Raw genomic sequence first — 15,256 nt, 5'->3', positions numbered from 1 at the left:
CCCACAACGCATCCGGAACCAGCCTCAGTGACAACTCATCTACCACGCGTCACATTATGTCCCACACGTCACTTCATCCACATGAGACACGCTCTAATGGGACCACCGACAGGCGCGGTGGGCAACCATTACACCAACCAGCCCGGAGGCCAAAGGCCAATAGCCCGAATAGGTTCGGTCGGGAGTGAAGAACGATTCCGAGGGAGCCCGGGCACCGACAGGCCGGCTGGATCGACATCATGCTCGGCCATTCTCAGTCGTGGACTTCGCGCAAGCCGAGCTCTTCCGCCACCCCGAAGTCGATGGCGTCGATTCGCCCCATTCAGTTGCTCGGCAACACTATTCAGTCTGCTTGGGTTGCCCAATGCCCGCGTGCTTCAGCCACAAGGTGCGGTGCTCGATGTCCACGACGTACCAGACGCGACCACCGGAGGTGACCTCGTACTGCCACTGCTCCATCTCAACACCGTTGTGCACCCCGGTCGCGAGCTTGCCCTTCAACTGGTGATGGCGTGTGGTCGACTCCTGCGCGACCGCGCGGCGTCGCATCTCCTCGTACGCCACCAGCGTGTTCGCCGGCGCCTGCCGGCACAGCTCGTCCCACCCCTTTGCCGCATCGCTCGTTGCGAACCGCAGGTCCCACAACTCTCCGGCCGCCGGCGGCGCGACTCGCTCGCCCCGCTTCGGGCTCACAGCTCCGGCACCGGTACGGCCCCGAAGTCACCCTCAGTCGACGCCGACAGGATCCGGGCCAGCTCCGGATCGGCGTACACCTCCGCCGTGTGGCGCCACGTTGCGATCGTGCGGGCCGGCGGAGCCGGATTATCCAGTGATGAGCCTGCCCGCAGCGAGGCGATCAGCTCGTCGACGAAGTCGGCGACCTCCTCCACGACGCCGAGCCGGGCGGGGAACGCGTGCGCGCTCGGGCTACTCCCACCAGCGCGGGCCGCCGGTCGTCCCGTCCAACTGTTACCCCATTAGCCTCTGGCGATGACCGGGTGGGTAGTGCTTTCGTGAATGAAGGGGGGCAGACCCGATCGATCGAGGAGCCGGTCATGGCCAAGCCGTTCAGAGGTGTCGTCAATCTCGATATTCGTGATTCGATCCCGGACTGGGGTCCGTACGAGCAACCGAAGGCGCCGCCCGGTTCGCCGAACGTCCTCTACATCGTGCTCGACGACGTCGGCTACGGTGCCCTGGGCTGCTACGGCGGGCCGATCGAGACCCCGAACATCGACAGGATCGCCGCGAACGGGCTGCGGTACGGGCAGTGGCACACCACTGCGCTGTGCTCCCCGACCCGCTCTTGCCTGCTCACCGGACGTAACCACACCACCAACGGGATGGGCTGCATCAGCGAGGCCGCCAGCGGTTTCCCCGGTGCGAACGGGCACATCCCACCCGAATGCGCCACCCTCGCCGAGATCCTGGTCGAGCACGGCTATTCCACCGCGATGGTCGGCAAGTGGCACCTGTGCGCCCAGGACGAGATGAACGCGGCGTCCACCAAACGGAACTGGCCGATCGGCCGTGGCTTCGAACGCTTCTACGGCTTCCTCGGCGGGGAAACCAACCAGTGGTACCCGGACCTGGTGCACGACAACCACCCGGTTCAGGCTCCGACCACGCCGGAGCAGGGGTACCACCTCGGCGTCGATATCACCGACCGGGCCATCGAGTACCTCGACGACGTCAAGGCGATCGCCCCGGACCGCCCGGTGTTCCTGTACTACGCGCCCGGCTGCGCGCACGCCCCGCACCACGTGCCCCGCGAATGGGCCGATCGCTACCGCGGGAAGTTCGATAACGGGTACGAGGCGATGCGTGAGCAGATCCTGGCCCGGCAGAAGCAGATGGGTCTGGTCCCGCAGAACACCGAGCTCCCACCACTCAACCCGGTCGGCACCCCCGAGAACCGCACCGGCCTCGACGGTCAGCCGTTCCCGCCGCTGGACTTCACCCGCCCCTGGGACACCCTGTCGGACGACGAGAAGCGCCTGTTCGCCCGGATGGCCGAGGTGTACGCGGGATTCCTGTCGCACTGCGACGACCAGATCGGCCGCCTGCTGGCCTACCTCGAGGACATCGGGCAACTCGACAACACCATCATCGTGCTGGTCTCCGACAACGGCGCCAGCGGCGAGGGCGGACCCAACGGCTCGGTCAACGAGAACAAGATGTTCAACGGCGTGCCGGACGACCTGGCCGAGAACCTGACGATGCTCGACGAACTCGGCAGCACCAACACATACAACCACTACCCCAACGGGTGGGCGATGGCCTTCAACGCCCCGTTCAAGATGTGGAAGCGCTACACCTTCAACGGCGGCACCTGCGACCCGTGCCTGATCTCCTGGCCCGCCGGGATCACCGCCCGCGGCGAGACCCGCGACCAGTACCACCACGCCATCGACCTGGTCCCGACCCTGCTCGACTGCCTCGGCCTCGAACTCCCGGACACGATCAAGGGGTACGCCCAGCACCCGCTGCAAGGGGTGAGCATGCGGTACAGCTTCGACACCGGCACCATCCCCACCGCCAAGCACACCCAGTTCTACTCGATGCTCGGTAGCCGGGGGATCTGGCACGACGGCTGGAAGGCCGTCACCACCCATCCCACGATCAGCGGCTGGAGCCACTTCCCGGACGACACCTGGGAGCTCTACCACACCGACGTGGACCGCGCCGAGCTCCGCGACCTCGCCGCCGAGGAGCCCGGCCGACTGGCCGAGTTGGTCGGGCTGTGGTTCCACGAGGCCGGCGCCAACCAGGCGTTGCCGCTCGACGATCGTCAGCCCGTCGAGATCCTCACCACCCCGCGCCCGCAGCCGGTGGCCCCACGCAACCGCTACGTCTACCGTCCGGGCGGCGCCCCGGTGCCCGAGTCGGTCGCGGTCAGTGTGCGCAACCGCTCCTACTCGATCGGGGCGCTCGTCGACATCCCCGATCCGGGCGCGTCCGGGGTGCTGTTCGCCCACGGCGGCCGGTTCGGCGGCCACACCCTGTACGTCAGGGACAACCGGCTGCACTACGTCTACAACTTCCTCGGCAGCGAACAGCAGACCATCGACGCCACCGAAGACGTGCCGACCGGTCACAACGTGATCCTGGCCGCCTCCTTCGACAAGGACGGTGAAGATCCACCCGGCACCGCCCGGGGCGTGCTGAGCCTGTACTACGGCGACCGCAAGGTCGGCGAGGGCCGAATCCGGACCCAACCCGGTCCGTTCGGTCTCGGCGGCGCAGGCCTCACCGCCGGCCGCGGGGGCGCCGAAGCCGTCACCGACGACTACCCCGGAACCACACCCTGGGCGTTCACCGGCGGCACCCTGAACCGGGTCGTCGTCGACGTCAGCGGCGAACCCTACGTCGACCTCGAACGCGCAGCCGCCGCCATGCTCTCCCGCGAATAGCACGACCGAAACGACGAGGCGTCGGGCTCTGCCGAGATGTGCTCGGCGGAGCCCGCGTTTTCCGTCGAACATGCCCACCGATCAGCGTTCCTGTTGTGCCCCAACAATTCCGATAAGTGGGCATCAACGTCGTGCGGACGGGGCGCTACCAGCGAGAGACGGCGCTCGGGTTCGGCTCGTCGCTGCCCCGAATCGCGACCGGAGTCGCCGGTGTGATCAGGAGGCGAACCGTCGAGTTCTGGCTGACGAAACCGACGAATCCGCCGCTGCCATGGTCTTCGAAGATGCCCCTGATGGCGTCCTCCAGTCCGTGGGCGGCGGCCGCATCGGCGAGCGGATAACGGACCCCGTCGTAGATCGCTTCGTAACTCATGATCCTTCTCCCGCTGGTGTCGTGGTTCTCCCAGCGTAAGAGCGCCGGGCGAGCAAGTTCTCGATCAGCGGGAGTCGCTCGAATGGCTCACACCGACGACGGTGATTACCGCGTGTCCAATCCGTGCGGGCACGCTCTCTTCCATAAGTATTCGCCATCAGCCGCCCCCGGAGGGCCGTCCACCGAAAAGAACGACACCGCGACGTCGAAACGGCCGGGAACCCAATTACCGCTCGGGCACCGACCACCGATGACGCACGCCACCCGAACGCCCTCCGCTACTACTCCACACGAAAGGACGCCATGACCGACAGACCGGCCGAGTACACGCCCCCAGGTTCCACACGGACACACACCACCGAGTGGATCAAGGCCCATCTCGAGCGGATGGACCGTCCAGACCCGCAGGCGGCACCGATCACCGGCGGGGCCACCGCCGAGCCGACTTGACTTGCGCGGCCGACCACGACCAGCGGGACCAGGAACGATACCGCCCCGCAGATTGGGTCGGCGCGCGGGACGCGCGGCGTCCGCCCGCGCGCTGGGCTGCCCGTCGCTCGAGTCTGTACGGCAGCCCGAAGGGCGAACCCGTTCTCGCCCGGTGTGGTTCCGCCCGGGCACCGAGCGCACCCCGACCGATCCCGCGGACCACAGCGATTTGGAACCCGAACATCCGCACACACCGCCACCGGCGCACGGCGATGCACTGAGCGGCGAGGAGTCCGGCACCTGTTGGTGCGCAGCCCTATTCCGATTCTCGTGCACGACCAGGCGCGCCTGCTCGACATCAATCAGACGTTCGCGACCCTGCTGGGATACGACTGCCGGAGATCGCCGGCCGGCACGTCCACCAGGTGATCCACCTGAATGACACCGCCATCGGCTCGCCGCGACCGTCCGACGCACACGGGAACGGACCCATACTGTGAGAGCCCAGCCGCCACCGCACCCGCGGCCTATCCCGAGATCCACGATGCGTCGTCGCCGCTGCACCAGGCCGCGCGTGAGAGCGGAGACGGCGAAGCGGTGAATCCCTGGGCCGGGCAGGCCCTACAAGTCGCGAAGGACCGGCCGGCCGCCGAGGTGGTGAGCGCCTGGTCAGAGGGTGCCGTGCGTCACTCGAAGCTGCGGCGAAGCATATCTAACGGTGCCGGGCTGCGCCTGCCCATACCGTTGCCCCATGCCCACACGCCCCGAAGACCCCCACGCCGACCATTCGCTGATGTGCTCAGGGTGTCGAGTAGGACAGAGGTTTCGACGGCATGGTCCCCGCTGATTCGGGTGGAAGCGAGTTCTTGATGTCGGCGAGCCATCGCGTCAATGTCCTTCCGATGTCGGTCGGTCGTTCCATCGGTGTCAGGTGCCCGCTGTTGGGGATGACCTCGAACGTCGAGTCGGGAAGGTGCGTGGCGATCTCGCGCATCGCAGGCACCCCACACAATGGATCATCCTCGCCGGCCAAAACCATACTCGGACAGGTGATCCCGCGTAATGCGTCGCGATAGTCGATGCGCGAGGCCTGCGCCGCCAATTGGGCCCGGAGTCCTCCGCTGCCGACGTGTTCGGCCATCGCAAGTACCCGCGCCGCCAAGGTCGGGTCCGCCGCCCGGGAGCGCGCCGACGTCAAATCCTCCAGCAGTCGCCGTTGTTCGGAGACTGCCGAACCCCCGTGGTCGAGTCGGGTTGCGGATTCACACCACGCACGGCGCTGATCTGGGCGTGGGGCGCGGGCGTTCGTCGAGAGCAGGGCAATGCCGGTGATGCGGTGTGGGGCAAGCATGGCCAGGTGTATCGCGACGATTCCGCCCAAGGAGAGGCCGACCACACTGAACTTGGGCGGTGCGCTGGCCAGGATGTTATTCGCGATCGAAGCTACCGAATTCCGTTCCAGGACGGCGTGATGGATGCGTGCGTGACGGCGAAGCGGCTCCTCGACTTTGGTCCACAGTTGCCGACTGCACATCATCCCTGGGATCAGGATGACATGATCAGTCATCGTCGGTGCTCCGGGACAGCACCGACCAGGGTGCGATGTACCCGTTGGCGTCGAAGGTCACGTCCTTGTCGCGGGCGCCTTCGATCACTTCGAGGTCCCATTGAATTCGGACGCGTCCGTCGCCGCCGTTGACGACCACCATTTCGCCGTCACCGTCGTCGAGTTGTTCGAAGCGACGCCACACCCCCGCCGGAATGGAGAGGGTGTCACGGGGCTCGAGGACGACGGACCGTTCGTCGGCACCGCTGTTGAGAGTAATTTTCCATCGCCCGCTGCGGGCGATGAGCGCCTGCGGGGCGTCGTGCCGATGTTGCAGTAGCCCCTCACCGGTGTGGGCGCGTAGCCACGCGAGGTTGAATCCGTGCGGGTTGTAGACCCTCGGTTCCTGGTTTCGGTCTTCGGTCATGCCGAAGCCGATGACGAGTGCGAGTTCGGCGTGTCCGCCAGGCAGGGTGCTGCATAGGAAGGCGCGGTCCGACCACTCGCGGTCGTCTTCGGTGGTGACACGGCTACGCATCTGTTCCGGGGTGTAGTGGCGCAAGGCGTCGATCTCCTGCTGAGGCATCGGCCGGATCAGGTCGACATCGGCGGGTTCCCCGTCCGCGTGTTCGACGAGTTCGTTGTCCCGGGTCAGGTAGAGCCCGTAGTTCGCGGCTTCACGCAGCACCGACGGGCCCCAGAGGATCCCACCAGTGTCGTCCATCCCGAGGACGGTGAAGAGCCAACCGTCGTCGGGACCGGTGTTGGTAAAACCGCGGTAGATCCACGTCGGTACGGTCACGATGTCCCCGGCGGTGGAGTGGTATTCGCCGGCGGTGCCGTCGACGCCCCAGCGGAACAGCCACTCGCCGCTGAAGTTGAGGAAGACTTCGGCGGTGAAGTGCATGTGCAGATTGTTGGTGATGCCGTGCGGCATGGCCGCGGCACCAACGTTGAATCCGTGTGGTTCACGGAGGTTGATCACCTGATCGGAGTTTTGCGAGACTCCGGATCCGATGAGTGCGTAGTTTTCCTTCTTGTCCGACCCGGGGGTCTTGCAGTCGATGAAGGCCTGGTTGCAACTGACCAGGTCCGCCCGGCGGATGGTTCGGCGGTCCAACTCGTCTTGGGTCACGATGGTGTTCACGGAAATGTCCACTCCTCGGGTGTTCGGTTCAGTGGGAAAGGGTCAGGGATGCAAGCAGTTCGGAATCTTTCGCGTTCAGCGTGACGTCGAGGCAGGACCAGCTGCGGCGGAGTTGTTCGACGGTGCGGCATCCGATCACCGGCACGGTGTCGATGTCGCAGTCGACCAGTGCGCGCAGGGCCAGGGCTGTCGGGTCGGTTCCATAGGAGTCGGCGAGGCGATTCAGCATCTCGGCGGTGCGGGCATTGCCTGGGGTGTCGTAGCGTTCCACCGATTCGGGCATCGGTCCTGTGCCCCGGATCTTCTCGAAGTAGCCCTTGGCTTGCGCCGAGTAGGGCACGACGGGGAGGCGGTGGGTGCGGTGGAATTCGAGCAGGCTCGGGTCCATGTATGTCAGGTCGGGTGCCACCCGGTTCGCCATGGGCGCGGCGAGGCTCCATTCGAGCTGGTTGGCGACGAAACCGCGCGCCCCGGACGCGTTCGCGAACTGCGCGGCCGCTGCGAGGCGGCCGGCGGAGAAGTTGCTGGCCGCGTAGTACCGGATGACGCCCTCGCCTACGAGCAATTCCATCGTGTCGAGGATGTCCTCGATCGGGCGGGAGGGGTCGTCGCGGTGGAGGTAGTACAAATCTATCGGCGCGCCGCCGAGGTTCTCGACGCTGGCGTAGGCGTCGGCCCGCAGCGAGGTGCGATCCAGCCGGGGGCCCGCGGGGTGGGTCAGGTCCGGGTGTCCGCCCTTGGTGGCCACCACCATCTCGTTCCGAATGTTCCGGGTGGTCAACCATCGCCCCAGTGTGCGCTCGCTGCAGCTGCGTTCGACACCCGGCACCCAGTCGGCATAGACCAGCGCCGTGTCGACGAAGTTTCCCCCGAGCTCGGCAAACGTGTCCAGGAGGGCGAAGGACTCGTCCTCGTCGAGAGTCGAGCCGAACCGGTTGCCGCCCAGGCACAGTCGTGACACCTGCAGATCGGTACCGGGCAAGACCAGGAGGCTGTTCGCCGCGGTGGTCATCGTTGCGCACCGGTGGTCGGTGCTTCGGCGAGCGCCGCCATGTCTTCGAAGGTTTCCAGAATCGACCAAATGTCCTGTTTGCCGGATCCCCCTGCCTGACGCTGGGTCATCAGCTGTCGCACCGCCGATGTCAGCGGCATGGGGATTCGTTGGTCGCGCGCGGCGGACAGGACGATGTCGAGGTCTTTGGCGGCGGTGTCGATATCGGACGGCGGACTGTCGAAATCTCGCTTCTTGAGCATCGGCGTCTTGAGGGCGAGTTGGACGGATCCGAGGGGTCCGTCGTTGAGGATGTCGAGCATTTGCTCGAAATCGACGCCGCCCTTTTCGCCCAGCGTCAGCGCCTCTCCCATCAGGGCCGCGTACACGCCGACGATGGTGCTGTGCACCAGCTTCAGGTAGGCGGCGACCTCGTCGCGGCCGACGTAGAGGATGCGCTTGCCCAGTGCTGCCAGGACGGGCTCGGCGCGGTCGAAATCGGCGGGGGATCCGGAGGCGAAGATGGTGAGCTCCCCCGCCTCGGCCAACCCGATGCTCCCGGCGACTCGCCCTCGGAGGTAGTCGATGCCCGACGCCGACAGCGCCGCTCCGACCTCTGCCGATGCGGCGGGAGACACCGTGCTCAGGTCGCAGTACAGGTGGCCGGGCCGGGCGCCGTGCACGATCCCGGACTCCCCAAGCGCCACCTGCCGCAGCACTGCGTCGTTCATGATGATGGAGAGGCTGACATCGGACGCTGCAGCCACCGCAGCGGGCGATTCGGCGATCTGTGCCCCTCGTGCGGCAAGCGGTTCGCACTTGGACCGATCGATGTCGTATACGACGACGGGGTGGCCGGCTGTCAGGAGATTTCCGGCCATCGGACCGCCCATGCGTCCCAGTCCGATGAAACCGATTACGGGTGATCTGTCCATACCTGGAGACCGTACTGCGAAAACTACCCAAGGTCAACCGGTCGACCAATTTTTCCATCATGCAAGGACGCGAGCCGGGCCCCAAGCCGTCAGTCGCCTATTGTGTTGGCCAGGTTGCGATTTGCGCTTCTCATGTGCGCGAACATGGCCGCCCGTGCGGCCTCGGCGTCGCCCTCTTCAATTGCTTCGAAGATCGGCAGGTGCACTGCGAGTGAGGACCGGGTCTCCCCCATCGCGGTGATTACCCGGTTGGTCCAGACCTGCAGGAGCGAGCGGATGCTCGAAAGCACGCCCGCCAGCACCGTGTTGCCGCTGAGCTCGGCGATCTTGAGATGGAACCGGACGTCGGCGGCGATGTAGCGGGCGAGGTCGGCGTCGGCCGCTTTCATCTCGTCGACGATTGCGCGAAGTTCCTCGAGACCCGCGGGTGAGCGTCGTTTCGCGGCCAGGCCCGCGAGAATCACCTCTACCTCCGCGCGGGCTTCGGTCAGGTCCTGCACGCGACGCTCGCCCAGCAGGAGTCCCCATTCGATGATGCGCGGCAACAGATCCGAACTCGACCCTGCAAGGTAGGTTCCGTCCCCCTGGCGCACATCGAGCAGCCCGAGCAGGGTCAGCGACTTGAGCGCCTCCCGGACAGCGGACCGGCCGACATCGAGGGACTCCGACAGGGCGCGCTCGGAAGGAATTTTGCCGCCCGGCGGGATTTCCCCGGACAACAGGTACTCGATCAGTCGATGCGCCAGCTCTACGCTCGCCGGCTGGCGGCGCTCAACCTTCGTCAGAAGCGATTCGACCTGCTGAGACATACCCAGCCCACCCTTTCACCCTCAATGTATCGAACTCTTGACCACATGTGTCCGACCGGTCGACCATACTACGAAAGTGGGCATCGAGGCGTTGTGCCTCGATGCCCAATCGGCGTTGCGCTCACATCAGCTGTCGTACTTGCTGTCCACGAGCCGGGTGCCCTTGGTCTCGCGGAAGCCGAGGGTCACGCACAGCAGAGAGATGAGCGCGATCGCGCAGACGTAGATCGGAACGGACCAGATGGTCCCGGTTACCGAGGTCAGGAAGGTGGCGACGAGAGGGGCGGTGCCACCGAAGATGCCGAAGCCGAGGTTGTAGGCCATGGCGCTGGCGCTGTAGCGAACCTTCGTCGGGAACATCTCGGCCATGCTCACCGTCAGGGCGACCGAGATCAACATGATCGGCACAAGGTAGATCAGCTGGGCAACCAATGCCGCGGCGAAGGTGTGGGCTAGAACGACCTTGAAGGCCAACGGAATGCAGACGAAGGTGGAGACGCAGGCAGCGATCAACATCGGTTTGCGCCCGATCTTGTCCACGAGCAGTCCGGACAGAACCAGCAGAGGAATCAGTACGCCGAGGGCGATGAAGTTCGACGCCAGGGCCTGCTCTTTGGGCATGTTCACCGGGTCGCCCTGCAGGTATCCCGGCAGGAAGGTCACCCAGGTGTAGGAGAGGACGGCGTTGGTGATGGCGAAACCGGCGAACACCAGGATCGGCTTCCACTGGGTGCGCAGCGCGTCGAGCACCGGGCTCTTGGTGATGACGTCCTCGTGCCGCCCCTCCTCGATCGCACGTTGCTGGTCCTCCTGGAGCCGGCGAAACTCGGGTGTCTCGGGGATACGCAGCCGGAGGAACAGACCGAACAGGGTCAACGGCATGGCGACCAGGAACGGAATCCGCCACCCCCAGGTCTCCATCTGCCCGTCGCTGACCAGGCTCGCCACCAGTGCCGACAGTCCGGCGCCGCAGAGGAGACCGAAGAACACACTGACCGACAGGAAGCTGGTGTAGAACCCGCGCCGCTTCTCGTCCGCGTATTCGACGATGAATGCCACCGCTCCGGCGTACTCGCCGCCCTGGACGAGTCCCTGCAACAGTCGGACCACCAGAAGGAACATCGTGGCGGCGAAGCCGACGGCGGCATAGGACGGCAGGAGACCGATGATGGTGGTGAGCACACCCATCGAGATGATCGCCACCGCGAGGGCGTTGCGCCGTCCCAGTCTGTCGCCGAAGCGTCCGAAGATCATGCCACCGAAGGGGCGGGCGAGGAAGGAGATCGCGAACCCGGCGTATACGCCGAGCATCGCCGCGGTCTGGTTCTCCCCGGGGAAGAATGTCGCCGCCATGTACGGAGCCAGGAAGCCGTAGATTCCGTAGTCGAACTGCTCGATGAAGTTGCCGACCGTGCCTGCGAGAATGGGCTTACGCAGCGATACCTTCTTCCCGCCGGGCGGTTGCGGATCGGCGGTCGCGGGTGCTGGTGTGGTGTCGCTCTGGACGGACATACGGGCCTCCGAAAATGGTCTGGGCAGTCTAACGAGGAATGTCGTTGGTCGGAAAGTGCAGTTCAGTAGCCACCGGCGTCCGCGGTGGCGAGTGCGCGGTGGCCGCGAATCGCGGCGATCCGGCGGGTGGCCGCGTCGCGGAGCAGGGAGATGTCGTTGCCCGGCGTGACCAGGTCCAGACCGAGATCGACGAGTTGGCGGGCGGCGTCCTCGCCGCCACAGAAGGCGCCGACGTAGATTCCGCGGCGCCGGGCCGCGCTCACCACCCGGACGATCGCCGCGAGCACCGGTTCGGAAAATGGACCGCCCGGCCGCTCGCCGAGAGACAGTGCGAGGTCGTTTGGTCCGATGTAGACCCCGTCGAGGCCGCCGACCGCGACGATCTCGTCTAGTTGGGTCAGCGCTGCGGCGGATTCGATCATCGCCCAGGTCAGGACGGTGGTGTCCGCGTGCGCGACGTAGTCGTCGCCGCCGTACAGCAACCCGCGGGACGGGCCGAAGCTGCGGACACCGGTGCCGGGATAGCGGCATGCGGCGACGAAGTCGGCGCAGGCCGCCGCGTCGTCGATGGACGGGCAGATGATTCCATATGCACCCGCGTCGAGCAGCTTGCCGATCTCGGCCGGGTCCGAGCGGGAGCACCGCACCATCGGGACGGCCGGCCCCGACGACACGGCCTGCAACAACGCGATGGCGGTGTCGACCCCGAACATGCCGTGCTGCAGGTCGATGGTGACGCTGTCGAACCCGGCATGGGAGAGAGCTTCGGCCGCGTAGGTGCCGCCGCTCGAGATCCAGGCGTTGGCGGCAACGTTTCCGTCCGTCATCGCTGCTCGAAGTAGATTGGGGCGCATCACGACCTCCTGTGGTTCACGCCTGAAGGATTGAATTGGTCGTCCGGTCGACCACTTGATTCGAGCAAGAGCATCTGCGCCGGCCCAACGGTCGATGTCCGCTCGACCGGCGCACCGACTCCGAGTTCTCAGTGGGAACTGGGTTCGTCGCCTCGGGCGCGCTTGATCTGGGCGAGAACGGCGAGTTCGTCGTAGATTCGCCATTCCTTGTAGATCTTGTCGTCGCGGAACTGGAAGTGGGAGACCCCGAAGATCTCGACGGGACTGTCCGTGACCGGCCCGTATTGCGGAACGCCGCTGTAGGTGCCGTTCAACACCCACAGGATCGACACCCGGGTGCCATGGAAGGAGTCTTCGTTGAAGGCGATGTCGTAGATCTCGATCTGAGCGTCCGGGAAGGGACCGAAGAGGTGATCGAGTTCGCTCTTGTAGCCGTCGTCGCGGGCGTGGGTGCGGTGCCGGGTCGTCTCGATGACGATGTCGCGGCTGAAGTATGCGGGCACCAGATTGCGTAGGTGCTGATTCCACACCTCGTCGATCATCGCGACGATGCGATGATCTTCCTCGCGTCCGTGTTGCGGACGCTTGCCGGACACCCCCTCCAGCAGAGGATTGGCGGGTGCGTCACCGAGGAGCTTTCCGCCCTTCTCGCCGAGCAGCCCGGCGCTCGGCGAGAACGCGATCTGGCGGGCGATGGCGTCGATGTCGTGGCCGGATTGCTCGACCACCGCCCACTCGTCGCGGACCACCCATTCCTCGGCGATCATCGCATCGCGCACCAGGCAGACGGCGATGTTGCGGGAGGAGGTGTGCTTGAACGTCGGTGGCCCGTACTGCCAGAAACCCTCTTGCTTACCGCAATTGACTATCCGGTGAGAGCTCAGCCAGGTGTTCTCGTCGCGTACCTCCCAGATGACGTCCTCGCCGGTGAACAGCCGGTGCGGATAGGCGGCGTTCTTCTGCAGGCATGCCTTGATGATCGGTTCGTTTCCGACGATGGTGCCGTACGCGCCGTGCACCTTGATGTCAGGTAGGTAGTGCTCGCGGATCTGGCCCATCCCGCGCGGCTCCCAGATGCGATCCGTCCACGAGAGGATGTAGTCCTCGGGATCGTTGTAGGGCGCGTACGCCGACGGCTTCAGCTCGATCATGATGCTCCGTTCCAACCAGATGCTCTTGTGATGGTCGACACAGTATCGCGGACAACCCAAATTGGTCAACCGCTCGACCAATGCGTTATTGTGGTCCGCATCACCGTGGCCCGCAGCCACGAATCCCGATCTGCGCCCAGGAGGCAGGCCGACATGGGACATCAATTGGTGGAACATCTTTCATTGACCGATCGCATGATGCGGTCCCACCGCCGAATACTGGTCCTCGACGACGATCCCACCGGGTCGCAGACCGCGGCCGGGGTACCCATCGCCACGGACTTCTCAGCGGAATCGATCGAATGGGCCCTGCGAGAAGCCGCCCCCACGGCATTCGTGCTGACCAATGCGCGGGCGCTGGACGAGAACACCACGCGCGAACTCACCCGGTCGATCGCGCGGACGGCGACAACCGTGGCCGAGCGGCTGGGTCTGGCGCTTTCCATCGTCAGCCGCTCCGACTCGACGCTGCGCGGTCATTTTCCCGTCGACGTGGATGTGCTCACCGAGGTCAGTGCCGCGGGTACACCGCACGTCCTCGTTCTGTGCCCCGCCTACCCCGCCGCCGGACGCATCACCCGTGAGGGCCGGCATCTGGTCCGATCCGGACCGGAGTGGGTGCCCGTGGGAGAAACTGCCTATGCGCGCGACGCGACATTCGGTTTCTCGGCCTCGACGCTGCCCCACTGGGTACACGAGCGGTCGCGCGGCCGGTGGGCGGCCGCCGACGTCACCGTCGTGTCCGGGACCGACATTCGTCTCGGCCCCGACCACGTCAGCCGGTTGATCGGCGCCACCGCCGCGCTCGACCCCAATCCGGTATGCGTCGACGCGGAAACCGAATCCGACCTCGACGTCGTCGCAGCAGCCCTCGAACAGTGCGAGGACAACGGCATTCGGACCATCGTGCGATGCGGTCCGTCCCTGGCCCGCGCCCGCGGCGGGCTGCCCCACAGCGACCGGATCTCAACCGAGCACCTTCGGGCCGCCCTCGATCCGACCACCGGTCCACACGGTCTCGTCGTCGCAGGATCCCATGTCGATCTCACGACCACCCAGCTCCGGTACCTCGACCAACTGGACCGTGTGTCAACCGTCGAACTCTCGACGACCGACGTCGTCGACCGCGCCACCCGCGTGGCCGCGATCGACCGGGCCGTGACGGAATGTGTGTCCGCTCTCGCCCTGTCGGATGTGGTGCTGCGCACCAGCCGCGACGTGGTCGTCGGCTCCGACGAAGAAGACAGCCTGTCCATCGCCGCCGCTGTGGCACACGCGTTGAGCACGGCCGCGTCGGCCGTTGTCGCAGCCGCCCCGCCGCGCTGGGTCGTCGCGAAGGGCGGCATCACCTCCGCCGACGTGATCACGAAAGTCTTGTGCCTGCGCCGGGCCACGGTACTCGGACCGATCCTCGACGGCATCGTCCCCGTGTGGGTACCCGAATCTTCCTCGGGCCCCCTGTGTGTGGTGTTCCCCGGAAACGTCGGCGGCCCAGAAGCTCTGCGTGACGTCATCACGGTCCTGCGCGAACTGAACTGATCACCACACCCACCCCACACGAAGAGAAGACCAGGAACCTGCCATGCCCCGCGCCCCCCTGACCGATCTGGTCGCCCACGCATCCCGAACAGGAGGAAGTGTCGCAGCCTTCACCTGCTACAACCTCGAACAGCTCACCGGCGTGATGCTCGCCGCGGAGAGCGCCCGGCAGTCGGTGTGTCTCCTTCTCGCAGAGGCGGCCCTGCGTCGCGACAGCGGACCCCTATTGGCTCGCCTGCTGGTCGCCGCAGCCGACGACGCTTCCATTCCCGTTGCCGTGCAGCTCGATCACACCCAGGACCTGAAGTTGGCGGCGCGCGCACTCGACCTCGGTGTCACCGCGATCATGGCGGACGGTTCCGCACTCCCCTACGCCGCGAACGTCGATCTCGTCGTCCGCGCACGCACCCTCGCCGAGCCCTGCGGGGCCTCGATCGAGGCGGAACTCGCGCACGTTCCCGGCGACGAGGACGCCGCCGGCGCGGTCGACGTGCAGACAGTTACCGACGTTTCCCGGGCGGTCGAGTTCGTTCGCGACACCGGCACCGATCTGTTGG

General features: G+C 66.0%; 16 protein-coding genes. 5 read left to right on the top strand and 11 right to left on the bottom strand.

Going from position 1 to position 15,256, the window contains the following annotated elements; genetic code table 11:
- Positions 1-339 precede the first annotated feature (339 nt).
- Positions 340-693 (bottom strand): hypothetical protein, encoded by a 354-nt coding sequence (locus tag ACFTZB_RS31495; protein ID WP_378437522.1) that lies wholly within the window; start codon positions 691-693, stop codon positions 340-342.
- Positions 690-890, bottom strand: a complete 201-nt coding sequence (locus ACFTZB_RS31490; protein WP_378437520.1) for a hypothetical protein — start codon at positions 888-890, stop codon at positions 690-692. The genes ACFTZB_RS31495 and ACFTZB_RS31490 overlap by 4 nt, the downstream gene beginning before the upstream one ends.
- A gap of 165 nt (positions 891-1,055) precedes the next feature.
- On the opposite strand from ACFTZB_RS31490, the gene ACFTZB_RS31485 reads away from it, so the two are divergent.
- Positions 1,056-3,413, top strand: a complete 2,358-nt coding sequence (locus tag ACFTZB_RS31485; protein ID WP_378437518.1) for an arylsulfatase — start codon at positions 1,056-1,058, stop codon at positions 3,411-3,413.
- Positions 3,414-3,558: 145 nt separating this feature from the next.
- Here ACFTZB_RS31485 and ACFTZB_RS31480 read toward each other — a convergent pair whose 3' ends face one another.
- Positions 3,559-3,786: a hypothetical protein gene (locus ACFTZB_RS31480; protein WP_378437515.1), complete on the bottom strand. Its 228-nt coding sequence runs from the start codon at positions 3,784-3,786 to the stop codon at positions 3,559-3,561.
- Positions 3,787-4,089: 303 nt separating this feature from the next.
- Here ACFTZB_RS31480 and ACFTZB_RS31475 point away from each other — a divergent pair, with 303 nt between their 5' ends.
- Positions 4,090-4,236, top strand: coding sequence for a hypothetical protein (locus ACFTZB_RS31475; protein ID WP_378437513.1), 147 nt, complete (start codon positions 4,090-4,092; stop codon positions 4,234-4,236).
- 285 nt (positions 4,237-4,521) lie between these two features.
- A complete protein-coding gene (locus tag ACFTZB_RS31470) occupies positions 4,522-4,644 on the top strand; it encodes a PAS domain-containing protein (protein WP_378437524.1) in 123 nt (40 codons plus the stop codon).
- 370 nt (positions 4,645-5,014) lie between these two features.
- Here the strand turns inward: ACFTZB_RS31470 and ACFTZB_RS31465 are convergent, their stop codons facing one another.
- From ACFTZB_RS31465 to ACFTZB_RS31430, 8 genes are all read right to left on the bottom strand, one after another.
- Positions 5,015-5,782 (bottom strand): alpha/beta fold hydrolase, encoded by a 768-nt coding sequence (locus ACFTZB_RS31465; protein ID WP_378437511.1) that lies wholly within the window; start codon positions 5,780-5,782, stop codon positions 5,015-5,017.
- A complete protein-coding gene (locus tag ACFTZB_RS31460) occupies positions 5,775-6,908 on the bottom strand; it encodes a hypothetical protein (RefSeq protein WP_378437509.1) in 1,134 nt (377 codons plus the stop codon). Before ACFTZB_RS31460 ends, ACFTZB_RS31465 begins: the two co-directional genes overlap by 8 nt.
- A gap of 28 nt (positions 6,909-6,936) precedes the next feature.
- Complete coding sequence (locus tag ACFTZB_RS31455; RefSeq protein ID WP_378437507.1) at positions 6,937-7,920, bottom strand: aldo/keto reductase; 984 nt, start codon at positions 7,918-7,920, stop codon at positions 6,937-6,939.
- Positions 7,917-8,834 carry an NAD(P)-dependent oxidoreductase gene (locus ACFTZB_RS31450; RefSeq protein ID WP_378437505.1) on the bottom strand — a complete coding sequence of 306 codons (918 nt, stop codon included), beginning with the start codon at positions 8,832-8,834 and terminating at the stop codon, positions 7,917-7,919. The genes ACFTZB_RS31455 and ACFTZB_RS31450 overlap by 4 nt, the downstream gene beginning before the upstream one ends.
- Before the next feature lie 89 nt (positions 8,835-8,923).
- Positions 8,924-9,643: a FadR/GntR family transcriptional regulator gene (locus ACFTZB_RS31445; protein ID WP_378437502.1), complete on the bottom strand. Its 720-nt coding sequence runs from the start codon at positions 9,641-9,643 to the stop codon at positions 8,924-8,926.
- A 126-nt stretch (positions 9,644-9,769) separates the two neighbouring features.
- On the bottom strand, positions 9,770-11,155 hold the full coding sequence (locus tag ACFTZB_RS31440) for an MFS transporter (RefSeq protein ID WP_378437500.1): 1,386 nt from the start codon (positions 11,153-11,155) through the stop codon (positions 9,770-9,772).
- 62 nt (positions 11,156-11,217) lie between these two features.
- Positions 11,218-12,009, bottom strand: coding sequence for an HpcH/HpaI aldolase/citrate lyase family protein (locus ACFTZB_RS31435; RefSeq protein WP_378437498.1), 792 nt, complete (start codon positions 12,007-12,009; stop codon positions 11,218-11,220).
- Between the two features lie 128 nt (positions 12,010-12,137).
- Entirely contained in the window at positions 12,138-13,160 is a 1,023-nt protein-coding gene (locus ACFTZB_RS31430; RefSeq protein WP_378437496.1) for an ester cyclase, read from the bottom strand.
- Positions 13,161-13,343: 183 nt separating this feature from the next.
- Here ACFTZB_RS31430 and ACFTZB_RS31425 point away from each other — a divergent pair, with 183 nt between their 5' ends.
- Positions 13,344-14,699 carry a four-carbon acid sugar kinase family protein gene (locus tag ACFTZB_RS31425; protein ID WP_378437494.1) on the top strand — a complete coding sequence of 452 codons (1,356 nt, stop codon included), beginning with the start codon at positions 13,344-13,346 and terminating at the stop codon, positions 14,697-14,699.
- Positions 14,700-14,742: 43 nt separating this feature from the next.
- Positions 14,743-15,256, top strand: a 514-nt coding sequence (locus tag ACFTZB_RS31420; protein ID WP_378437492.1) for a class II fructose-bisphosphate aldolase, incomplete at its 3' end; no start/stop codon positions are given.

Source organism: Rhodococcus sp. NPDC057014 (assembly GCF_042673295.1).
Classification (GTDB): domain Bacteria; phylum Actinomycetota; class Actinomycetes; order Mycobacteriales; family Mycobacteriaceae; genus Rhodococcus_F.
The sequence above is the reverse complement of the archived record's forward strand: the minus strand, read 5'-3'. Positions and strand labels throughout refer to the sequence as shown.